The sequence below is a fragment of the Reichenbachiella sp. genome, from assembly GCF_965233835.1.
Lineage (GTDB): Bacteria > Bacteroidota > Bacteroidia > Cytophagales > Cyclobacteriaceae > Reichenbachiella.
In genome coordinates, this window is the sequence record NZ_OZ247585.1 from 3,574,849 (window position 1) to 3,597,854 (window position 23,006).

General features: G+C 40.1%; 15 protein-coding genes. 5 read left to right on the top strand and 10 right to left on the bottom strand.

Annotation, left to right across the window (positions count from 1 at the left end; translation table 11 throughout):
* Nucleotides 1–19: 19 nt before the first annotated feature.
* Nucleotides 20–1,087: a ribosome small subunit-dependent GTPase A gene (gene rsgA / locus ACO6S2_RS15205; protein WP_422359412.1), complete on the bottom strand. Its 1,068-nt coding sequence runs from the start codon at nucleotides 1,085–1,087 to the stop codon at nucleotides 20–22.
* An 86-nt stretch (nucleotides 1,088–1,173) separates the two neighbouring features.
* On the opposite strand from rsgA, the gene ACO6S2_RS15210 reads away from it, so the two are divergent.
* A complete protein-coding gene (locus ACO6S2_RS15210; protein ID WP_422359413.1) occupies nucleotides 1,174–4,011 on the top strand; it encodes a M16 family metallopeptidase in 2,838 nt (945 codons plus the stop codon).
* Nucleotides 4,012–4,381: 370 nt separating this feature from the next.
* Here ACO6S2_RS15210 and ACO6S2_RS15215 read toward each other — a convergent pair whose 3' ends face one another.
* A complete protein-coding gene (locus ACO6S2_RS15215) occupies nucleotides 4,382–5,380 on the bottom strand; it encodes a hypothetical protein (protein ID WP_422359414.1) in 999 nt (332 codons plus the stop codon).
* A gap of 255 nt (nucleotides 5,381–5,635) precedes the next feature.
* Between ACO6S2_RS15215 and ACO6S2_RS15220 the strand changes: the two genes are divergently transcribed.
* Complete coding sequence (locus ACO6S2_RS15220) at nucleotides 5,636–6,502, top strand: putative phage abortive infection protein (protein WP_422359415.1); 867 nt, start codon at nucleotides 5,636–5,638, stop codon at nucleotides 6,500–6,502.
* A gap of 147 nt (nucleotides 6,503–6,649) precedes the next feature.
* Here ACO6S2_RS15220 and ACO6S2_RS15225 read toward each other — a convergent pair whose 3' ends face one another.
* The 5 genes from ACO6S2_RS15225 to ACO6S2_RS15245 form a co-directional block, all read right to left on the bottom strand.
* Nucleotides 6,650–7,714: a hypothetical protein gene (locus ACO6S2_RS15225; RefSeq protein WP_422359416.1), complete on the bottom strand. Its 1,065-nt coding sequence runs from the start codon at nucleotides 7,712–7,714 to the stop codon at nucleotides 6,650–6,652.
* A gap of 78 nt (nucleotides 7,715–7,792) precedes the next feature.
* Nucleotides 7,793–10,879, bottom strand: a complete 3,087-nt coding sequence (gene ccsA / locus ACO6S2_RS15230; protein ID WP_422362450.1) for a cytochrome c biogenesis protein CcsA — start codon at nucleotides 10,877–10,879, stop codon at nucleotides 7,793–7,795.
* 71 nt (nucleotides 10,880–10,950) lie between these two features.
* On the bottom strand, nucleotides 10,951–12,462 hold the full coding sequence (gene nrfA / locus ACO6S2_RS15235) for an ammonia-forming cytochrome c nitrite reductase (RefSeq protein WP_422359417.1): 1,512 nt from the start codon (nucleotides 12,460–12,462) through the stop codon (nucleotides 10,951–10,953).
* Nucleotides 12,463–12,468: 6 nt separating this feature from the next.
* The gene (gene nrfH, locus ACO6S2_RS15240; protein WP_422359418.1) at nucleotides 12,469–13,056 is read right to left on the bottom strand and encodes a cytochrome c nitrite reductase small subunit; all 588 of its coding nucleotides are present in this window, start codon (nucleotides 13,054–13,056) and stop codon (nucleotides 12,469–12,471) included.
* A gap of 92 nt (nucleotides 13,057–13,148) precedes the next feature.
* Complete coding sequence (locus tag ACO6S2_RS15245; protein WP_422359419.1) at nucleotides 13,149–14,033, bottom strand: DMT family transporter; 885 nt, start codon at nucleotides 14,031–14,033, stop codon at nucleotides 13,149–13,151.
* 221 nt (nucleotides 14,034–14,254) lie between these two features.
* Between ACO6S2_RS15245 and ACO6S2_RS15250 the strand changes: the two genes are divergently transcribed.
* The 3 genes from ACO6S2_RS15250 (at nucleotide 14,255) to ACO6S2_RS15260 (ending at nucleotide 18,615) form a co-directional block, all read left to right on the top strand.
* Complete coding sequence (locus tag ACO6S2_RS15250; protein ID WP_422359420.1) at nucleotides 14,255–15,868, top strand: PAS domain-containing sensor histidine kinase; 1,614 nt, start codon at nucleotides 14,255–14,257, stop codon at nucleotides 15,866–15,868.
* 30 nt (nucleotides 15,869–15,898) lie between these two features.
* On the top strand, nucleotides 15,899–17,272 hold the full coding sequence (locus ACO6S2_RS15255; protein WP_422359421.1) for a TlpA family protein disulfide reductase: 1,374 nt from the start codon (nucleotides 15,899–15,901) through the stop codon (nucleotides 17,270–17,272).
* A 212-nt stretch (nucleotides 17,273–17,484) separates the two neighbouring features.
* Nucleotides 17,485–18,615 carry a carboxypeptidase-like regulatory domain-containing protein gene (locus ACO6S2_RS15260; RefSeq protein ID WP_422359422.1) on the top strand — a complete coding sequence of 377 codons (1,131 nt, stop codon included), beginning with the start codon at nucleotides 17,485–17,487 and terminating at the stop codon, nucleotides 18,613–18,615.
* A 77-nt stretch (nucleotides 18,616–18,692) separates the two neighbouring features.
* Here the strand turns inward: ACO6S2_RS15260 and dnaN are convergent, their stop codons facing one another.
* From dnaN to ACO6S2_RS15275, 3 genes are all read right to left on the bottom strand, one after another.
* Entirely contained in the window at nucleotides 18,693–19,820 is a 1,128-nt protein-coding gene (dnaN, locus tag ACO6S2_RS15265) for a DNA polymerase III subunit beta (RefSeq protein WP_420580772.1), read from the bottom strand.
* A 141-nt stretch (nucleotides 19,821–19,961) separates the two neighbouring features.
* Nucleotides 19,962–22,349, bottom strand: a complete 2,388-nt coding sequence (locus tag ACO6S2_RS15270) for a heavy metal translocating P-type ATPase (RefSeq protein WP_422359423.1) — start codon at nucleotides 22,347–22,349, stop codon at nucleotides 19,962–19,964.
* Between the two features lie 83 nt (nucleotides 22,350–22,432).
* Nucleotides 22,433–22,933, bottom strand: coding sequence for a helix-turn-helix domain-containing protein (locus tag ACO6S2_RS15275; protein ID WP_422359424.1), 501 nt, complete (start codon nucleotides 22,931–22,933; stop codon nucleotides 22,433–22,435).
* Between the last annotated feature and the right edge of the window lie 73 nt (nucleotides 22,934–23,006).

Below are 23,006 nucleotides of genomic sequence, written 5' to 3' on the forward strand. Positions count from 1 at the left end.
GGCTTGGTAAATAATCTTCCTAGTACTTATTCTGCTTGCGAGCCTTCTTCACTTGCTTCATCATTTTACCAAAGCCTTTATCCTTCCTTTTCTTGTCCTCCGCACTGGTTTCAAAATACATCCTTTCTTTGTACATCTTGAGATAGTTATCATAAGAATCCTGATCTAATTCGCCATCCTCTAGGGCCTTCAGAATCGCGCACCCTTCCTCATGCAAATGGGTACAATCGTTGTACTTACAATCTTTTGACAACTCTTGAATTTCATCAAATGTCATCTCCAACCCTCCAGATGAATCAGCAATACCTACTTCTCGCATGCCTGGGTTATCAATCAATATACCGCCGTTTTCAAGCACCACCAACTCCCGATGAGTAGTAACATGCTTTCCACGATCAATACTTTCACTAATCTCCCCAGTCTGCATCTGCTCTTGTCCGGAAAGGTGATTGAGCAAAGTAGATTTGCCCACTCCCGAGGACCCCAGCAGACAATAAGTTTTTCCTTTCTGTATTAACTCAACGATTTTCTGATAACCAGCCGCTATTTGACTACTCACCGGAATAATCTCCACTCCTTTCAAGCGACTTTCAATATCGGCCAACATTGGCTGCAGTTCTTTTTCATTAAGTAAATCGACTTTACTCAAAACCACAACAGGTTCGATATCCGCTGCATGGCAAATAGTTAAATACCTTTCCAGGCGATTGATATTAAAATCACGATTGACAGCTTGCACAATGAGTCCAACATCAATATTGGCAGCAATGATCTGTTTCTCACTTTTCTTGCCGACAGCCTGTCTTGCCAGCAAAGAATGCCTTGGATAGACACCATGAATCAAGGCTTTGTCTTCGTCATATGGAGACAGGGCCACCCAATCTCCTACCGCAGGAAAGTCTTCTCTGCTTTCAGCAGTAAACCTCAGATTACCTAATAGCTCTGCGTCAAACAATCCTTTATCTGAGATTACAGCATACCGCTCACGATGCTCGGAAACTACACGGCCTATTTCAAAAGTGTCTAACCCTTGTTCAATTCCGAACCCTCTCATCTCTTCCGTAAAACCTAACTCTCTTATATCCATTCCTATAACTATTTCACCATCCTAATAATAAGTCCAACACTATCGAAAATTAGAAGTAATTTTCTTATTCCAAACTCAAAAAAGTCATGCTACAAAACATAACGGCCTTCGCCTTATTCCTACTCCTAATTTCTTGTAAACCAGAAGTAAACGAAACAAATCCTCCACTAGACGTAAATTATGAAAAATTTGTGCTAGACAATGGATTGAATGTCATATTTCACATTGATAAATCTGATCCTGTTGTCGCCGTGTCGCTAACAGCCCATGTAGGGTCTGCAAGAGAAAAAACCGGTAGAACAGGATTCGCACATCTATTCGAACATTTACTTTTTCTGGAATCTGAAAATCTTGGCAAAGGTGGTCTGGATCAGATGAGCGCCAGAATTGGTGGTTCTGGAGCCAACGGCAGCACCAATCGCGATCGTACTAACTATTATCAAACTGTTCCGAAAAACGCATTGGAAAAAATGATATGGGCAGAAGCTGACAAACTAGGTTGGTTTATCAATACAGTCACCGAACCTGTATTGGCTAAAGAAAAACAAGTGGTGAAAAATGAAAAACGTCAGCGCGTGGACAACCAGCCTTATGGTCATACCTATTATGTAGCCAATAAAAACTTGTACACTGAAGATCATCCATACAACTGGCAAGTAATCGGTTCTCTGGAAGATCTACAGAATGCCACACTAGAGGATGTCAAGGAATTTTACGCCAAGTGGTATACGCCTAACAATGTAACCCTTGTAATAGCCGGAGACTTTGATACTGCACAAGCTAAGAATTGGGTGAAAAAGTACTTTAATGAAATCCCATCCGGCGATCCTGTATCACCTATCAAACCCAAACCAGCACAACTAGACAATACCATCAGAGTTTATCATGAAGACAATTTTGCCAACCTTCCAGAGCTTACGCTCATTTGGCCGGGAGTTGAAATCTATCATTCTGATAGTTATGCGCTAGAGGTATTATGTGATTATTTATCTCAAGGTAAAGGTGCTCCTTTGTACCAGGTGCTCGTGGAGGAGAAAAACTTAACTTCTAATACGGCTATGTATTCCTATGGTGCTGAGATTGCTGGTGAAGTATACCTCAACGTAACAGGATTTGATCAAGTAGATCTCGATGATGTACTTGATGCAATCAACGAAGGCTTTGAAAAATTTGAAAAAGAGGGCATTTCAGATGAAGACCTTACGAGGATTAAAGCTCAGCAAGAAGCTGATTTTTATAAAAGCATTTCCAGTGTGGTAGCTAAGAGCTTTTATCTTGCTCAGTATAACATCTTTGCTGATGACCCCGGATTTATAACTAAAGACTTGGAACAAACCTTACAAGTGAATAAAACAGATGTAAGAAGAGTTTATGAAAAGTACATCAAAAACAAACCGTTCGTAGCCACCAGTTTTGTACCTAGAGGACAATTGAGTCTGGCTTTAGAAAACTCCAAACAAGCCCAAGTGGTAGAAGAAACTATTACCCAAGGTTCGGAAGAGACGTTTGATTCTTCCCTCGAGGCAACTTATGAAAAGACTCCCTCTACCTTTGACAGAACTAAGGAGCCTCCATATGCAGAGGACCCTAGAATAACTCCTCCCAAAGTTTGGAAAGCAATACTGACCAATGGACTAAAACTATTTGGCATTGAAAACAACGAAGTGCCGGTAGTAGATTTCAACCTCGTAATTAAAGGAGGGCAAATGCTAGAAACTCCTCAAAATTTAGGAGCAGCCAATTTGGTAGCCGGATTACTTACTAAAGGCACAGCCAACAAAACCCCACAAGAACTAGAGCAACAAATAGAACTGCTAGGTGCGACCTTGAACATTTCTGCTCAAAAGGAAAGTATCCGAATCTCAGGTTCTGCGTTGGCCAAGAATTTCGAACAAACTTTAGCTCTGGTAGAAGAAATATTGGTATCCCCACGATGGGATGAAAAAGAGCTAGGACTGTATAAGCAAGAAGTGATTAGCTGGATTCAACAAGACGCCGCTTCACCTGGCCAAATAGCTGACAACCAATTTGACTCTTTGTTTTATGGACAAGGGCATATTCTGTCAAATAACCTTTTCGGTACTGCTGCATCCATTGAAAATATGCGCATGGATCAACTTAAGGCATATTACCAACTGCTGTCACCATCAAACGCGGTCATGCATATAGTAGGCGATGTAAGCGAATCCTCCGCTCAAGAAGCCTTACAATCACTAGCCGAAAAATGGCCAGCCCAAACGGTAGCTATTCCAGCATTGCCTGCCTTAAATATTCCTGATCAAAGTACGGTATTCTTTTATGATGTTCCGGATGCCAAGCAATCCCACCTGAGACTTGGTTACCCATCGTTATCTTCTTTAGACAAAGATTATTTTCCAGCTCAGGTAATGAATTACCTATTGGGGGCCTCTGGTTTTGCCTCAAGGTTGACACAAGAATTAAGAGAAGCAAAAGGATATACTTACCATGCTGATTCAGAATTTCAAGGAGGGTTAGACAAAGGGCCTTTTCTTATTTACTGCAGCGTCCGAAGTAATGTAACTCTTGAGTCTTTGGAAGTAGTCAAACAAATTTTAGAGACCTATGGTGAGTCATTCTTGAATGAAGACTTAGCAACAACCAAAAGTTCTATGGTGAAGGGAAATGCCAGAGCCTTTGAAACTGCCAGAGCAAAACTCAGAATGCTCGAAAATATAAGTACCTATGACTGGCCTAGCGACTACGTGCTTCAGCAGCGAAAAGTGGTAGAAAACATGACTCTTGAGGAAATCAAATCCTTAGCCAACGATTATCTTAAATCAGATCAAATGATTTGGTTGGTGGTAGGTGATGCCAAAACACAACTGGATCGATTGAATGAATTAGGCTTTGGAACCCCAGTTCTGCTGAATAATGATCGTGAATTGCTAGTCACTAATAAATAACTGCCTTAGAATGCTTTATATCCCATATGTGCAAAACCTGTGCATATCGCGTGGGAAAGTTGAGGATAAGAGATAGCCCAATTTATTGTACAAAGATGTTTTAGTTTCTACCTTAGAATTACCAAATAAGGGAAAAAAGTCAGTCGAAAGACAATCTCGAAGAAGGGAAGATTTAAGGAGATACGTCAAATTAAATCGAATTTCAGAGAGGTATTAAGCGGACAGGTTGACCTTGGTTGATCTGCAACATTAAATGGCTTTGGACAGTAGTTTGGCAGTGTAGTTGGGCTTCGGCTTAGGTACATTGAAGAGGGTGCGGAAGTCTTCGTGATTTCAGCACCCTTTTTGGTTTTATATTGGTGCTTTCAATCTACTGCTGTGTTCTTTTCCACTCTTTCAAAAAATCCCTGGTTGCATTTGACAAAGTAGATTTGCGATTCATATATGGAGCCAGATACTTTTCCAACAACGGAAAATATTCTTCATACACTCCTCTTTCCATGTATGTTTCGGGGTAATCTATATCTTGCTTTTTAAGCAAGTCTTTTGTGATCTGGCCAGTAAAATAAAATAAGTACACGTGCTCTAGACTTCTTGGGCTTCTCAAATTTTCCGCTTCTACCAAGTCTTTGATCGTTCCGGCAACAAAGAATGAGTTTCCAAGGATAAGACCATGAGCAGATTCATGATAGAGTAATTCAAGCCAATTACCTTTTATGTCGTTCTCTCCTACTACATTCATTACCACATGGGTCGGAAATATTGTAGTGTACGGACGAGTATCAAACCTTCTGGTTGTAGTCTTTGCAAAATAGCTAAGATCCACTCTCACTTGTGGAGGGTCAAACTGCCAAAAGTGACGTGTCAACTTGGTGATTCGATCTACAAATTCATTTTCTGTTTTTCGAATCAAATCAATATTCTCTGAAAATGTTTTTAAGACTTCTTTGCGCTGGTTGGGCCAAAAATATCTCTGGTAGTATGAATCAAACCCTATCAATACATCCATATGTGTCGCAAACTTCTTGGGTATACGGTCCAGGCTTGTGTTGGGGTTTGTAATCCATTGTTTGAAATCAGACATGTATTCATTGTACCTCAGATCCTTTCCTACTAGTTCCTTTCTATAGTAATCTATGGCACCATCTACTTTAGTCTGATCAGATAGAGGGAACTCATAATTCACAATGGAACTATCTGCCTTAATATTCAAAAAAGCCTCTGTCCATAGAAAATGGTGCATATTGAGCCAATAGTTGATATGAAAGCTGTAATAGTTGGTGGTATCTATCCGGTCAGATTTGGATTGCCCCCAAAGGTTGGTGGAAACAATAATTAGACTTACACAAATCAGTAATAATTTCTTCATGATCAAAGGGACTAGACCTGACTATTTGGATCTAGTCTATAGAATCAATCCCATAGCCAGTGATAGTAATCTAGTGAAATATAGCCATACTCGCAATGAGATTTCGTTCATATCTCTCGCTTATTCGATGTAAACTAATTAAAGTCCAGCTTAATAAATATTCCAATCAAATCCGCTGGCTATGCAGACACTAATCCTTGCACATAATTAAAAGTAATCTAGTACTTTAGCAGACAAGCCAAATGCTGTATAATCATGACATCTAAGCGAACCAAACTACGTGAATATTTTGTAAAATTTCTAGGCTTCTCCACCTTGCTGTCTGTCCTGCTTGGGTTCGTTGTTGCCTATGTTGTGTTTGTAAAACTCAATGTACTCAGCAGTGATATGCTTTCAAATTTGGAATCGCTCAGTAAGATGGGAGAATTCTTCGGCGGCATCGTAGGACCCATTTGGGCACTGGCGGGCGTCATACTTTTCTACCTGGCACTGATCTACCAGCGTAAAGAGCTAGAACTCCAACGTGAGGAGCTTTTTGAAACCAGAAAGATCATGGACAGTCAGTCCAGAACTATAGAAATTCAACAATTTGAAAACACCTTCTTTCAACTGCTAGAATTCCACCTTTCGGCTTCTTCTCGAATAGAGTCTCAAGAAACGGGCAATGGCTTTGACGTCATGTACAAGGCATTTACCAAAGCAGTAAATGACACCAAGAAAAGACGAAAGAAAGATGGCAGCTCTGAAATTTTGGATGAAGAAGCTTTCGAAACGTGCTTCAGACAGGTGTACGACAGTTATAGAAATACCATCTCGCACTATATGGAAAGCTACAAATCACTGATCTATTTAGTGGCTGAGAAAAGTAAAGACCCTAACTTCTACATCAACATCATCAAGCCACATCTGACCGAACAGGAAGTGCTTCTCCAGTTCTACTACCTCATCACTTACAACAAGGATGAAAAGTTTAAGGAGATCGTGGAGAACTACGGACTATTCGAGCGACTCAACTTCCGATCCGTACAGGCCATTGACCGCTTGCATCTAGATGAATTGAAGAAGTCGGCCTATCAGCCTACTAAGTTGGCGGCTACTGAAAAGAAGGATAGTGAGGACTAAAGATCATTTACAATTGTCTTTATGAACTATCTCCAACAAACTTCCGAAGTCAACTTAACGGTAGCGGCTTGTTGGTAACAAGACCAACAAGGGCAGCAACTGAAGAACTCAAATGCATATGGAGTATGAGCGTTTGTTATGATCTTTTCATTCGTTTTTCAAGGCGGAAACCTCTTTTTGAAGCTTTTCGATCTTCATGTTGGCGGACTTTAGTTCCTTGTTCTGCTCGATTAGGTAAAGAGTTAACTCCTCAATCTTTTGAAGAAATTTGGCATTCATCTCTCCGAGCTTGATGCCATTCTCGGTTACTTCAACTTCACTTGGGATTTCGGGAAGGTGCTTATTCTTAGTTATGAATTTTTCTGTTTCTTCTAAGCTTCTGAGGTCATAATGCTCTTCAAAAACATAATCAGGCCATTCACTTGTTGACTCTACCTTTACTTCTTTTGCCCCGATTGTCCCATTAACGGCTAGCTGGTAGCCAAAAGTATCCGTGGTCCCAAGTCCTAATTCCCCATTTTTAGACAATATCATTTTAACATCCTCTGTTCCTGAGCCCCTCATCGTTGAAAAAAGCAGACTCTCATTGAATTCACCAGATCCCGCACGATTTATTCTCCAATAATAGGTGCCAATTCCACCTGTTGTTATACCAGAACCAGATGTTGCTAAGGTTCCTTTAGTGTGAACATTACCATTGACTGTAAGTTGATATCCTGAGGTGAGGCTTGTTGTTCCAATTCCTAATTCCCCATTTTTAGACAGTATCATTTTGGTATCTTCTGTTCCAGTTCTCTTAGTAGAAAAAAGTAAACTTTCATTGAATTCACCTGATCCTGCTCGATTTATTCTCCAATAATAGGTGCCAATTCCGCCTGTTGTTATACCAGAACCAGATGTTGCTAAGGTGCCTTTAGTATGAACATTACCATTGACTGTAAGTTGATATCCTGAAGTGAGACTTGTTGTTCCAATTCCTAATTCCCCATTTTTAGACAGTATCATTTTGGTATCTTCTGTTCCAGTTCTCTTAGTAGAAAAAAGTAAACTTTCATTGAATTCACCTGATCCTGCTCGATTTATTCTCCAATAATAGGTGTCTGTTCCTCCTGTTGTTATACCTGAACCACTAAATTGATTACAATCACATACTTGTGAAAAAGTTTCAAAACTAAAAACTAACAGAATGGTTAAAGTATTTATTGATTTCATAATTTGCAATCATTAATTGAAGATGTCGATCATAACATTTATGTAAGTATAACTAATTACACTTATTTACATTATATACTATCCTTTCTGATACCTCCTCCTAGCAAAATACGCCCATAGACAAATCCCTAGTATAATGGCTACGGTGTAGTAGACAAAAGTAGGGATCGGTAGTGGATCACCTTTGGCATAAGAGTGTAAGCCTGACAGATAGTAATTCACGCCGAAAGACGTCATAATGATCGAGAAGAAAGCAATGACACTTGCCGTATTGAATACATAGGTATCATTCAATTTCGGAATCAGACGTAAGTGAAGCACCGTTGCATACACAATCACAGAAATCAGCGCCCAGGTCTCTTTCGGATCCCAGCCCCAGTATCGGCCCCAGGATTCATTAGCCCAAACACCACCCAAGAAGGTACCAATAGCCAATAAGAACAAGCCAATAGTCATAGACATCTCATTGATGTAAGTCATCTCCTTGATGCTGATATCAATTTTGATATTTTTCTTTTTGTCTATGATCATAAAAATCAAAGTCATCAGACCTAGCAGCGCGGACAATCCCAGTGGCGCATAGCTACTTACAATGATAGCTACATGGATTTTGAGCCAGTAAGACTTCAATACCGGTACTAGATTTGTAATCTCAGGGTTCAACCAATCTAGAAAGGCCACAAACAACAGTGTACCCGAAAACAACGCCCCCAAAGGCACCACAAAATTCGATTTCTTGTAGAATATAAAAGCAAAGAAAAGCAAGCCCCACCCTACTAATATGATCATTTCGTAGCCATTACTCCAGGGTGCGTGACCTGAAGCATACCAGCGTAAGCCAAGGTTAAAAGTCAGGGCCAGAAATTGTACAAACACCAGACCAGTCAGCACGCTGCTTGCAATGTTGACACCTTTAGATTCTGATTTGAATATTTTAAGAATAGCTACAGCAAGCAATGCAATTCCTGACAACCACAAGTAACCAAACAAATGATTGAACAGCTTTAATTTATTGTATAGCAACTCGGCTTTGATGATGCTCTCTTCGGGCATCACATCAGCTCCCTTGATGTCTTGGTATTTTTTGATGTACCCCAACACTTCATCCGCTTTGGACCAGTCCTTTTCGCGAACCGACTCCATAATACTCTGATAGTACATCGGTAAGATTCGTCTTACGAAAGTCGAATCTTCGCCAGAGAAGGTTTGCCCTTCAAAGTTGCTTGTGTACCAGGTATTAGCCGGATCTCCTTCCTTGGGGAATAGCTTGAGGTAATTACCTGTCAAACCTTGAAAATAGACATTAAACCTTTCGTCTACTTTGATCAGCTCTTTGTCAAAAGCATTCTGTACGGCCGGCTTTTTACGACTAGCCACGTCTACCATATCTGTCAACAGATAGTTGCCTTCTTTGTCCAAAAAGTCGATAAACGAGTAGTACTTGTCGTCACGCTCCCCAATCACTTCTCTAATTTCTTTACCCCCATCAGTATCCACTTTGATGATTGGCACTTGCTGCCAAACCAATGGATTGACGTGCATCATTAAGAATACCTGATTGCTATTGAGTTTGGATGTGTAGTCCCCATCACTCACTGTGAATGTAGACTTCCCGTGCACCTTTCTCAAAAACTCAGATCCCAACGTATTGATTGGTTTGATCCGACCATCCATATCCTGCACCATCAGCTCTCCATACTTTTCTGCATGGTCCTTGTTGGCTTCATTGGTCAAGAGAGATTGGGCATAGTTGAATTTGCTATGGCCTTCCTGTGCGGAAGCACCATATCCTAGTACAGCCAACAAAACTGTTGCTATGGCTTTTTTGGTTTTCAAGGCATTGAGTTTCTTATTGATAGTCTGAAAACGAGAATACTTCCCAAACAATGTCAGTAACATGCCTAATGTCATAAGTGTGTAGCCCAGGTAAGTAATCATTGTTCCCCAATAATCTTGATTGACCGACAGGACGGTTCCCAGAGCATCCGTATCATACGATGCCTGAAAAAAGCGATAGCCTTTATGATCCAATACATTGTTCATGTAAATGCGATAAGGAAAAGATGAGTCTTCATCGATCACGGTCACCTCGCTGGCAAAGGAAGATGGACTGGTCGAACCTGGATATCTGTCCAGTTGAAAATCTCTCAGTTCGATAGAGAATGGGATTTCTATGGGCTTAGGGCCATAGCTAATGTCCACGTGATAATCCCCTACTTCTAAATGTTGTTTCTCACTAAAATTGCCATCAAAGGAACTCAATAGAATTTCTTGAGATCGGTCTTCTGATTTGATTTTTACAAAAAGTAAATCATCAAGCATCTTGCCTTTCTCCTGATCTTTGGCTGGTAAGTAGACGATAGAGCTATTTTCATACACCTCAGGAATCACGAATTGAGTATTCTCTCCTCTGTACAATGCTCTTGTTTGTAATGGCATCAAAGAATCGGCTGGCAAAGTACCCGCACTTTGTGTAGCCATGACCATAAAGTTCATTTCGAAAGGCGACTGAATATATAACTCCTCTCCTTTACTGAAAATATTGATGGCACCATCTACAGGACGATCAAAAGTAACCGGGTAGTTATTGATCAGCAAGGCACCGCCAGAAGCCAAAAAGAGATTTTCTCTACCTTCTCCAGAAGTGGTCACCAGTTTCAATACCGTTGAACCATTCTCAGACTCCACTACCTGCTGTTCTGCCTGAGGCACAAAAGCTTTAGGTTCAATTTCGATTTCGTCAGCTTCACCCATATTCACTACCAAATCCGGCTGTTTGAAAACTGACAAGTTCAATTTCTTTTCAAACTTTTCTACCTCATCACCTTTCTTGGTTTCAATCATCAAATACCGATCTTGAGAAACGATCTTGTTGGAAGAATCTCCTTCGCGGATATGCATCAAGCCTTCAAAACTGGCATATCTAGTAATAAATGCACCAATCAAGATCACGATAAATGCGACGTGAAAAGTGAAGATGGCTAACTTCTCTTTGCGATACAGTTTGTACCGCCATATATTCCCTAAAAAGTTAACGGCTAACAACACCATGATGGCCTCAAACCACCAGGCTTTGTAGATGATGGACAAAACGGCTTGTGTGCCGAAGTCATTCTCTAAGAAAGTGGCATATGCCATTGTAAAAGCATAAGCAACAAGTAGCACTGTTGTCAATTTGTTTGAAAACAGTGGTTTCAAAAATTTCAATACCATTATATCAGATTCCTCTCCTCAACTCAATCGTTTAATGAAACTGTCTCGACTCCTATTTTGTCTTCTCGCTGCTTGGCTTCTTCGAGCCATTGAGGAATGATGGTTTCTTTGAAATTTTCTTTCTCTTTCTCCAACGCTTCCATATCCAACCCTATGTACTCCTGTGCTTTCGCTTTAGTAGAAATGTCAGGCATATCTACTACTTCATTGTAGTCCATAGAAGAGAGCAGTCGAGCCAACTTCAATCGCCCATTTTGAGCGATATGTATAGCGGAAGCCACGATACGACTTACCTCTACCGGGGCATGAAATGACCCACCGTGAGAAGCAACTGCGTAATCCCAACGCCACTGTGCATGCCGAATATCCATCAGGATATCCTCCATATTTTCTTGCGTAGCGCCAAGCTCCCAAGCCTTGCCAGCTTCTACGTGCAAAAGTACTAACTGTTGCTCTAGCACCTCTACATTGAATTTTATTTTTTTCTGTCTTTCATACACATCGCCAATCAAATCAGACTTATCTTGTCTGTGGCACACCTGACAAGAATTGGTGACATTGTCTAATGGAGACCTAATGTGGTGATCGGTGAACTTTTGACCACCTTCCGTTTTATAAGGCATGTGACAGTCGGCACAAGACACTCCTCTCTTAGCATGCACCCCAGTTTTGTACAACTCATAACCTGGATGTTGTGCCTTCAACATAGGAGCCTTACTGATGGAGTGCGTCCAATCCGAAAAATCCATATCATCATAATACTGTTCCGCATCCTCAACACTCAATCCGTTCTTCCAAGGAAAAACTAAATAGGGTATTCCTTCCTTGTCAGGAATTTTCTTATTGAAGTAATACTCAACATGGCACTGAGCACATACCAAAGATCTCATTTCCTGGTGCGTGGCCTTATTAATATCTTTACCTTGTACTTCAAAGGCTTCAACTAAGGCCGGACGAGTAATCCTCAAACTCATGGTTTTTGGATTGTGACAATCCGCACAACCAATGGCATTGTTCACTTCAGCTCCTTTGTCATACCATTTGCCTTTGTAGAATTCATCAATTCCCATTTCATTCATCAATCTTGGGATATCAGGGCTTTTACATGTCCAGCAAGTAGCAGGCATTGGCCCGGTGCCAGGTTCGGTAGGCCCACCAGTTCGAAGGGTATTTTGAATATCCTCTACCGCGTAATAATGTCCACGTGGCCCGTTGTAGTCTTTAGAAAATCCATACCCCGCCCAAAGCACAACTAAATTAGGATCTTTTTCGAGCATATCAGTCATGTTGTTTCCATTCTGATAACTGGCAAACGAAGTATCTGCCGTTTGCAGGAAAGATTGATACTGACGAGGAAAATTTTCTCCCCAGACGGCATTGCGAGGTTCGTTATCCCCAATAATCACTTGTGGAGCATAGGCAAATTTCGATTCTGCCTTTCTGTTCATGATGCTGTTGGCCAACATACTTAATAAGAAAGCAACTACAGCTGTAGCGACAAACAATAACCAGAGACGTTTTTTTGGTTTAGACATATTCGATTACTTTTTCAGTTGATCTTTGATCCAAGATGGTATAAATTCTTTTTGTTGCTGCTTGATCGACAGGGGTTCTATATTCAACTCTACAGCAGATAAACTTTTCACTCGCCCATGCGGTGTATCACGATGGCATTCCCAACATTTTCTCCCAAATCGACTTTCTTCATGGCTTGCCACCCAATCGCTCATTTTGGCATCCGTCACCTGACCTGCATGACAACGAATACAGTTATTTTGAACTACCTGTTCACTTGGTTCTCTCATAGTTATCGCCTGAGGCTCGGCACGGAGTGTATACACTGATGCATGATACAGGCCATCTTTTGCTTTGAAATAATACTTATTAAAAACATTATCATGGGGTACATGACAATCATTGCAGGTAGCTACATTGCGGTGTGCGCTGTGATTCCAGGTTACATATTCTGTAGTCATTACATGACAGTTGATACAGGTCGCCGGATCGTCAGATAAATACGAAACTGCCTTAGATAAGTGAAGTACATAAAATCCCAGACCGACAATCATTCCAACTAAAACCGTTACAGGTAATAGCCATTCGTCTGGAGGCAATAGTTTACGGAGCATTTAGACTTTATGGTATTTACTAATACCTAAATATACACCCAATTGGCAAAAAGCATCAAACTGAAATTATGACAAATATCATGTTTGTGATATTAGTCTTTTTTTGTAACAAAGAACACCCCAACCAGCACCAATACCGTTCCAACCCATTGTGCCCAGTGCATGGTTTCTCCAAGAAAGTAACTTGCCAATAAAATAGTAGAGATTGGACCAAAACTTGCCACAACAGCAAAACTCGGTGCTCCAATCATCTTGATAGAATAAGAAACCAAATAGGATGGAATAACAGTAGATAGCACTGCCATAGCAAAACCTAATCCATATACCTCCATACCATAGTTCATTAAGTTGAAATCACCTACTAAACTATAATGAACAAGAACGCAGATGCAAGAAACAATCATAGCATAAGAGGTAAAAACTGTTGCTCCAACTTTTGGGATTAACCATCCGCTTCCTGCTATATAAGAGGCATAGGTGATTGCACTTAGAAAAATTAGTCCAGCTCCGACAAACAGCCCTTCTCCCTCTAGTGAGAACTCAAGTGAAAAGGCCAATACCACTCCGACATAAGTGAGGCCAATGGCAAGTACTTGACTCCCTGTAATTAGTTTCTTGAAAAATATTCTTGATATGAATAACACGATAGTCGGGTAGACAAATAAGATAATCCGCTCCAAACTCGCCTTGATATACTGCAAACCTAAAAAATCAAAAAGACTCGCCAGATAATACCCAACAACACCCAGTCCAATGATCCATAAATAGACCTTAGGCTTCATAACCTCTGGATCTTTAGGTCGTTTGACAAAGGCAATTACTAAGTATAGTGGTAACGCAAACAGCATGCGCAAAAGCAGCAGAGACACCGCATCAACATCATACTGGTAAGCCAACTTTACCATTACTGCTTTTGCGGAAAAAAGCACCACACCTAACAAGGCTAAGATGACTCCAATAATTCTTGATTTGCTCATTTCTATTAGGTTAGTTATGCATCTGCGAATCTATCATTTTTACACCTTTTCAATAGGTTTAAAGAATTTAAAAAATATAATACTTTTTTATGACTGACAATCAGATAGTTACAGTAAAATTATTCAAGCTTAGTTTAAAGTTTTTTTTGAATTCTTGGCTGGTATATTCTTTTACTATAGATTAGGCTTGAGAAAGAAAGGTTAGATTAAATAAATGCGAAATGTACATCCACCTGTACCAGTTTCGCAGAGTAGCATTTATGGAAATACAGAGTACTGTGAGTGCTCTGCTCGGTATGTTGATACTAGGGAGCGGAGTATACTCAATTTATCAAGGCACGTGGAGCCGACGATTCAAGCAGCGCATACCACCTAACAAGAAATTACTTCAGGAAAACAAAAACCTGAAGTTCATGCTTAGGCAAGCACAGCAAGAAGTTAAGATCGGCAGTTGGGAATGGAATACCCGAACCAATGAAGTTTATTGGTCAGATGAGATGTATACGATTTTCGACATTCCTAAAGATCAGGGACCTAACATCGATCATCTTCGGAAACAAATTTTCGAAGAGGACAGATCGATGTTCGACCAATCGATGAGAGATCATTTGAATGGTCGAGTTTCAAGAAGAATGGAATACCGCATTCGCACCCAATCTGGAGACATCAAATACATAGCAGCTACTGGCAGAGCCATTTTTGACAAAGACAAAAAACCTAATAGTCTCTTTGGTACAGCTCAGGATATCACTACCCAAAAAGAAATTTCAAAGTCACTTTTTCAGGAAAAGAAAAAGTACCATCTACTAGCCGATAGCCTACCGGTAGCCATATTTAGATCTAACGTGAAAGGAGAACTTCTTTTTGTTAATCAAGCCATGGTCGATATGTTCGGTTTCGAATCTGAAGAAGAGCTTCTCCAACAAAATTGTTTTGCGCTTTATGCCAATCCTGTGGATCGGGAGGAGCTATTGGATGAGCTAAATGAAAGCGGAAAACTTACCGATTACCAAATGACCTTCCAGCGCAATGATGGCACAACCTTTATCGGAGAACAAAACTCTTTAATTGAAGGCAACGAACTTCACGGTATTGTACAAGATATTACTGATAGAGTAGAAAGTGAAAAAGAAAAATCAAACCTGATTGAGACACTCAAAGGGCAAAATAAAGACCTTGAAGAATTTGCTTTCATTATCTCTCACAACTTGAGAAGCCCATTGTCTAATATGATGGGGCTTACTAAGATCTTTGATAAGTCTTCGGTTACTTCTGATAATCTGGAAATTCTTAACCTCATAGAACAAAGCACAGTTAATTTGGATCAGATCATTAAAGATTTGAATCAGACTTTAACAGTCAGAGAAGGACAGAAAAAACTCCGTAAAGTCATAGACCTCTACCCTATGGCACACGACATTTTAGTAAGCTTCCGAGGGGTAATAGAGGACAACGACGTCCAAATAGAATTTGATATCGCACCGGACGCCCAACTGAAGTCTGTCCATGATTTCATCAAAAACATACTATCCTATCTTGTTGACAATGCGATCAAATTCAGAAGGTCAGGGGTACAACCGAAGGTTAAAATAAGTTTTGAAGAAAACCACAACAGTTATATCCTATCTGTTTGTGACAATGGCATAGGCATTGATCTTGAAGCTGACGAAAATAGGTTATTCCTAATCTATGAGAAACTAGATGGAAATATGGAAGGTAGAGGTTTAGGCTTATATTTAGTTAAGAATCACGTCAATGCACTTAACGGCAAAATTGAAGTAGAAAGCACTCCCAACCAAGGCTCTAAGTTTATCGTTGAGCTTCCCAAAGAATAACTATATTACGATATAACAACAAAACTGATCATGGTCAAACTCAATAAACTCAACTCACTTTACCTATTTGTTCTAACTCTTTTCTCAGTGGCCTGTCAGCCAGCTGAAAAAATTGATTATGTGTTATTCTCAGGTAGTATATCCAATACAGATGGCTCTTACGTAACTGTAAAAAGTGACAACTACTCCTATGATATTGACTTGAATGAAGAGGGTACCTTTTCGGACACCTTAAAACTAGACCGCGGCTTTTATCTTTTCTATTCAGGAAGAGAAAGGACCAACATCTTCCTGGATAGAGGATTTGTTATAAATCTCTCGATTGATCAACCGATGTTTGATGAAACATTAACTTTCAGTGGAGAAGGAAAGGGAACCAATATTAATAATTATCTAGCGAACAAAGCTAGACTTGACGAAGAGATAACCGTAGATTTTCAAACGCTCTTTTCAAAAGAAGAATCTGATTTCGTCTCCGCGGTTCAAGGTTGGAATTCTAAAATGAATGAGCTACTCTCTTCTTCTGAAATTAAGGATCAGAATTTCATTGAACTGGAAAAAAGAAACCTAGCCTATGAATACCAGACTCAATTCATCAACTATGAGTACTATCACCAATTCGCTACCAAAAACTTCGACTTCAAGGTGGCTTCGGGTTTCAATCAACATTTAACCGAAATTGATGTAAACAACGAAAACGATTTCAATAGTTTAAGAAACTATAAAAATTTACTACAAAGCCATTTTGGCACAATGATTAGACGAGGCCAAATTGATGAAGCTTTTGCAGCCATAAAAAACATTAACTCTTCTACAATCAAACAGGGACTACTTCCAAGTTTTGTCTACGATGTGGAAGCGGGCAACGAAGATGCGGAAGCAATATACAACGGCATTGTTTCCATTAGTACTGATAGCGCTACCGTGGCGAAGCTCACCGATAAGATAGAAAAAATAAGAAAGCTTGATGTGGGTATGCCCTCTCCTTCCTTTGCTTATCAGAGCATTGATGGAGAAACCGTTAGCCTACAAGATCTAAGCGGAAAATATTTGTATGTTGATGTATGGGCTACCTGGTGCGGCCCTTGTCTCCGAGAAATTCCAGCTTTGAAACAATTGGAAAATGACTACCACAACCAACCCATTGAATTTGTAAGTATTTCTATAGACGTGGAGAAAGACTTTGAAAAATGGCAATCTATGGTGGCAGACAAAGAACTCAAAGGAGTCCAGTTGTTTGCAGACAGTGATTGGCAGTCTGAATTCGTGAAAGCCTATGCCATCGATGGAATTCCAAGATTTATCATTATTGATCCACAGGGCAATATAGTGGATCCAAACGCTCCTAGACCGTCAGACCCACAGACACGAACAATCTTTGATAATCTTGCGGTAAAATCCTAGATTTTTCACAATTTGATGATTTTATGGAATTATAGCAATATTCTATAAATACAATTTCGACGAATAGTAGTCTAACGTACGACCAATAAATACTATAAATAGTATTATTTTAACTAAATTAGCTACTCCATTCACCAGCTATCGGATTGGTATTATTCTAATAATCAGCTACGAGAGAATATAAATTATTAGACACTAAGAATACTACAACCATGAAGCGATTGGTTCTAATATCCGTATTGCTACTGATAGCAATTGGATCTCAAGCCAACCCTCCTAACCTAGAAGAAGGAACTTCCTTGAAAGTTTCCGGCAAAGTCATTGATCAGTCAACCAATGAACCACTGGCTTTTGCAAACATCATTTATAATCATACAGGTACAACAACTAATCTTCAGGGAGAATTTGTATTCCAAATCAATTATCATCGAACGGAAAACATGCTCTTTATTAAATTTATAGGCTATGAAACAGCAGCTATCCCGCTTGGCATAGACAATACTAATTTGTCAGTTACGCTTACTCCTAAAGCCGAAATGCTCGAAGAGGTGGTGGTAGTAACAGCAGATCAGGTACTGAAGGATGTCAACAACTACCACCAGATCAACTACGAATATTCTGATCAATTGCTTTCCTCCTATTATAAGGAAACACTTAGCACCAGTAAAGATTGCATCTATTTGGCTGAAGGTATATTTGATATCTATTACCCTACCATTTATAGCAAAGAAAAGCCAACGATACATGCACGAAAAACAAGAAAGAAAACATTCGCTTTACTAGACACCCTCGAAATGCCTCTGATTAATGGTCATGCTACAGACATGATCGACGGAATCACAAGAAGAACAGATAGCTTTATTAAAAAAGAAAAACTGGATCATTACACTTTCACTAAAAAAGGGCTTACGTGGTACGATGGTAGAGAGGTATTTCAAATCAATTTTGAACCAAAAACTAAAAAAGCTGACTGTAGAGGGATTATCTATATCGACTCTGAATCAAAGGCGGTCATTCGTACGGAATATCAACCCATTTTAGAAGGTCAAAATTTTTGGAAAAAAGTAAAATGGACCGAGGAGTATAAAGAAGTGAATAACAGCTGGTACATTCACAGGGTATCTTACCTCGGAGAATGGGATCAGCATGGTGAGGCTGTAACCTTTGAGGCGTTGTTAGTCGTTACAGATTTTGAAACCATTGCTACCAAACCAGAACTAACGGAAGCCTTGACGAAAAACGACATCTTCTTTCACCAAGCTTCGTCATTCTCAGAAAATTTCTGGGAAGACTTCAATTACATCAAACTCAATGAAAAAGAGAAATTAGCATTGGGCAATTAACTTGCCTTATTTTCGGATTATAAAAAAAGTCCCGATTTTCATCGGGACTTTTTAATTTTTTATTAGTCTGAAAGCTTCTACGCCGAGTAATTACTAAGCATTACAGGCATCACTAGCATCAATAAATCTTCGTTATCATCCTTATCTACAGGGAACAACAATCCAGCTTTGTTAGGCTCTGAGAACTTCATAGAGACTTGAGTAGACTCGATGTTCGCCAGCATTTCAATTAAGAACTTACCATTGAATCCGATTTCGATATCCGCTCCATTATGATCGCAAGACAATCTTTCGTTCGCCTCGTTAGAGAAATCCAGATCCTCAGAAGAGATCACCAATTCGCTACCAGTAATTTTCAATCTCACCTGGTGAGTTGTCTTGTTCGCATAAATAGCAATACGCTTCAATGATCCTAATAACTCAGTTCTGTCAATAATCATTTCATTGTCATTGTTGGCAGGAATTACATTTTCGTAATCAGGGAAACGCTCATCGATCAAGCGGCAAACCATGTGAATGCCGTCAAACTTGAAGAAGGCATTGGCTACGTTGTATTGTACGTTTACGTTGGTGTTGCTACTAGGCAGAGTTGACTTTAACAAAGTCAATGCTTTTCTAGGAATGATCATGCTTGCTCCATTATCCGCAGCAATATCCACTCTTCTGTATCTAATCAAACGGTGTCCGTCAGTAGCAACGAAAGTAGTATTCGTATCAGACAAGTTCAAATACACACCAGTCATAGCTGGCCTTAACTCATCGCTACTGGTTGCCAGAATAGTGTTATTAATAGCATTACCCAAAACATCCGAAGAGATGTTTACATCATTTCCATCAGAAACGTTCGGTACTTTTGGAAAGTCAGTGGCATTCTCACCGGCCAACTTGTATCGACCGTTGTCAGAATTGATTTCAATGCTATAAGTTTCTTCGTCGATGCTGAAAGTCACAGGCTGCTCAGGCAGATTTCTTAGCGTCTCCAATAATATTTTAGAAGGAACAGCAATGCTCCCATTTTCCTTAGCCTCAACTTCCAATTCAGTGATCATAGAAGTTTGTAAGTCAGATGCGGTTATGGTCAGTTTACCATCATTGATTTCAAACAGGAAGTTTTCCAAAATTGGAACTACAGGATTAGTAGTGATAACACCATTGATGGCGGATAACTGTTTGAGTAGGTAAGAGGAAGAAACTATAAATTTCATTCGCTAGTCTATATTTAAAGTTTGTAGATTCAGAAAATTGAATGAGGCAAAGCCACCCCAAGTTTGAGCCAAAGTTAATGATAAAATGCTAATAAAAAACTACAGGCTTTTCTTAGCAATTCGAGTGCTCAAAATTTCATTTCAGCCAACTTTCAAAGCCTTCAATCGAAGAGCGTTTGTAATGACAGAAACGGAACTAAAACTCATGGCTAGCGCAGCAATCATGGGAGATAATAGCAAACCAAAAAATGGATATAATACACCCGCTGCTAAGGGCACACCAAGGCCATTATAGCCCAAGGCAAAAAACAGATTTTGCCTGATATTGCGCATTACAGATTCGCTCAGAGCTCTGGCTTTTACAATTCCATGTAAATCTCCTTTCACCAACGTAATTGCTGCACTTTCAATAGCCACATCAGTACCTGTACCCATAGCTATGCCTACATCAGCCTTAGCCAACGCAGGAGCATCATTGATTCCATCTCCTGCCATGGCTACCACACTACCCTCCTTTTGGAGCGCCGACACGCGCTTCATCTTATCCTCAGGCAAGCATCCAGCAACTACCTCATCCAAAGTCAATTCATCCGCCACAGCCTTAGCCGTCAAAACATTATCACCTGTCATCATAATGACATCTATCCCTTTATCCTTTAAATCCTGAATAGCCTCTTTACTGGTCTCTTTTATCTGATCAGCAATCACAATTACGCCTGCTACATGATTCTTATAAGACACATATGAAACCGTCTTTCCTAGTTCTTGATGCTTGGTTGCCGTATAGCTAACCTCTTGACTGAGATCCACCTGATAATCAGCCATAAGTTTGTCATTTCCTACCAACACTTCCGCTCCCTGTACAATGGCCTTCACCCCTTTACCTGTAATAGATTCAAATTCATCAACCTGTTGCACCTCAATACTTTTATCCTTGGCATATCGTACGATGGCTTCTGCCAGAGGATGTTCGCTTTGTTGATTGACTGAAGCCAATACACCTATCAATTTCTCTCTGTCAAACTCAAACACGAATAACTCCTCCATGGAAGGTTTGCCTTCTGTAACGGTTCCAGTCTTATCAATGATTAGGGTATCTACCTGATTCATTTTCTCCAGAGAAGCGGCTTCTTTGATCAGCACGCCCAGCTCGGCACCTTTCCCCACGCCAACCATCACAGACATTGGTGTAGCCAGCCCCAAAGCACATGGACAAGCTATGATCAATACGGCGATGGCATTTACCAAAGCATAGACCATGGATGGCTCGGGCCCAAAAATCAACCACGCGATGAAGGTAACTACAGAAACTCCCACCACTGCCGGAACAAAATAACTTGATATTTTGTCCGCCAGCTTTTGAATCGGAGCTCGACTTCTGCTCGCTTGTTTCACCATGTCTATGATTTGGGCCAGTAGCGTATCTGTTCCCACTTTTCTGGCTTCCATCAAAAATGACTGTTTGCCATTAATTGTACCTGCACTCACCTGATCATCGATCCTTTTTTGCACTGAGACAGACTCGCCTGTAATCATAGATTCATCAATCACACTCTCTCCTTCTGTAATCTCGCCATCCACCGGTATTTTATCTCCCGGTTTTACGCGAAGTATATCTCCTACTTTGATATGGTCAATAGAAATTTCAACTTCCTCACCATTTTCAACTCTGATTGCTTTATTGGGAGCCAACTCCAGTAATTGTTTGACTGCACTGTTTGTTTTTTTATGCGCACGAGCTTCCAATAATTGCCCCAGAAGCACAAGGGTTAATATAACTGTGGCAGATTCGAAATACATATGAACACTGCCCGACGCTGTACGAAACTCAATTGGAAATACTTGTGGAAATAGCAATCCAAAGAAGCTAAACAACCAAGCCACTCCTGCTCCTATGCCTATCAGGGTAAACATGTTATACCTACTCGAAACAATGGAGACATAGGCTCGCTGAAAGAACATCCAGGTAGCATAAAAAACCACTGGAATAGACAGCAGCATTTGCACCCAGTTCCAATACTTCACAGACATCCATTCGAACAAAGAATTGTTCGGTAGCATTTCTGACATAGCAATAGCAAAGATGGGAATGGTAAATGCAGTAGCTACTTTAAACTTTTTCAAGAGATTCTGATAAGATTGATCTTCTTCTGATTCGCCATCATTATCCTTTGAAACCTCCGGAACCAAATCCATTCCACAGACTGGACAGTCTCCAGGCTTGGGATAAGTCTTATCTCCTTCGCAGTGCATAGGGCAGTAATACACACTGCTTTTGCCGATAGCCGGCATAGGCGCCAATTTCTTCTCCTCCATCCTGTGATCTTCAGGATATATATCATACTGAGAATCAGCCAAGGTCTCCTGCAACAACGAAAGTGGCACATGTTCAGACATTTCCAATTCTACTAGACCTTCTTTAAGCCTGACCTCGGCTTTTTCTATCTGGGGAATTTTAGATAAAGAATCTTCTACATGGGTTTTGCACCCATTACAAGACATGCCGGTAACCTGATATGTATGTTTCATGATCTAACTTAAATATAAGAAATACAAAGGTCGATCAATCAGTGCTGGTGTTTATTACAGAATATCTAATAAGTGTTATATAATTATGAAAGGCTATCTAAAGACTTCCTCTGATTCAACTGACGAGATTGTTTGAAGACAGTTGGAGTCATTCCTGTCACTTTTTTGAATTGAGCGGAAAGGTGCGCTACACTACTATATCCCAACTTGAAGGCGATTTCTTTGGTTGAAAGCTGGTCATACATCAAAAGCTCTTTGACCTTTTCTATCTTCTGCTTGATGATGTATTGCTCAAGCGTGATACCTGTTACAGAAGAAAATAGTGTGCTTAAATAGTGATAATCGTGGTTCAATTGCTCAGCTAAAAAATCGGACCATTTGACATTCAGGTTAAAATGATCTTGGTGATGAATATTATCAATCACAATAGCCTTAATGTTCTCCAACAATTTCGATTTTTCATCACCTATGCGTTCAAATCCATTTTGGTCTAAGAGCAGGTCTAGTTCAACCTGTTGTTTCTTAGATAGTCCCTCCGAAAGGGTAACACCCCCCAAATAGACCACATCAGGCTCTACCTTCATTTGTTCAAAAATCTGCTGCACCGCTGAAATGCAGCGCGGGCAAACCATGTTTTTGATATTGATTGAAATGCTC

Coding starts and splice junctions, on each gene's coding strand:
- ACO6S2_RS15210 (WP_422359413.1), top strand. CDS start 1,174: ATGCTACAAAACATAACGGCCTTCGCCTTATTCCTACTCCTAATTTCT.
- ACO6S2_RS15275 (WP_422359424.1), bottom strand. CDS start 22,933: ATGAAGGTAGAGCCTGATGTGGTCTATTTGGGGGGTGTTACCCTTTCG.
- ACO6S2_RS15245 (WP_422359419.1), bottom strand. CDS start 14,033: ATGAGCAAATCAAGAATTATTGGAGTCATCTTAGCCTTGTTAGGTGTG.
- ACO6S2_RS15225 (WP_422359416.1), bottom strand. CDS start 7,714: ATGAAATCAATAAATACTTTAACCATTCTGTTAGTTTTTAGTTTTGAA.
- nrfH (WP_422359418.1), bottom strand. CDS start 13,056: ATGCTCCGTAAACTATTGCCTCCAGACGAATGGCTATTACCTGTAACG.
- ACO6S2_RS15255 (WP_422359421.1), top strand. CDS start 15,899: ATGGTCAAACTCAATAAACTCAACTCACTTTACCTATTTGTTCTAACT.
- ACO6S2_RS15250 (WP_422359420.1), top strand. CDS start 14,255: ATGTACATCCACCTGTACCAGTTTCGCAGAGTAGCATTTATGGAAATA.
- nrfA (WP_422359417.1), bottom strand. CDS start 12,462: ATGTCTAAACCAAAAAAACGTCTCTGGTTATTGTTTGTCGCTACAGCT.
- ACO6S2_RS15270 (WP_422359423.1), bottom strand. CDS start 22,349: ATGAAACATACATATCAGGTTACCGGCATGTCTTGTAATGGGTGCAAA.
- dnaN (WP_420580772.1), bottom strand. CDS start 19,820: ATGAAATTTATAGTTTCTTCCTCTTACCTACTCAAACAGTTATCCGCC.
- ACO6S2_RS15215 (WP_422359414.1), bottom strand. CDS start 5,380: ATGAAGAAATTATTACTGATTTGTGTAAGTCTAATTATTGTTTCCACC.
- rsgA (WP_422359412.1), bottom strand. CDS start 1,087: ATGGATATAAGAGAGTTAGGTTTTACGGAAGAGATGAGAGGGTTCGGA.
- ACO6S2_RS15220 (WP_422359415.1), top strand. CDS start 5,636: ATGACATCTAAGCGAACCAAACTACGTGAATATTTTGTAAAATTTCTA.
- ACO6S2_RS15260 (WP_422359422.1), top strand. CDS start 17,485: ATGAAGCGATTGGTTCTAATATCCGTATTGCTACTGATAGCAATTGGA.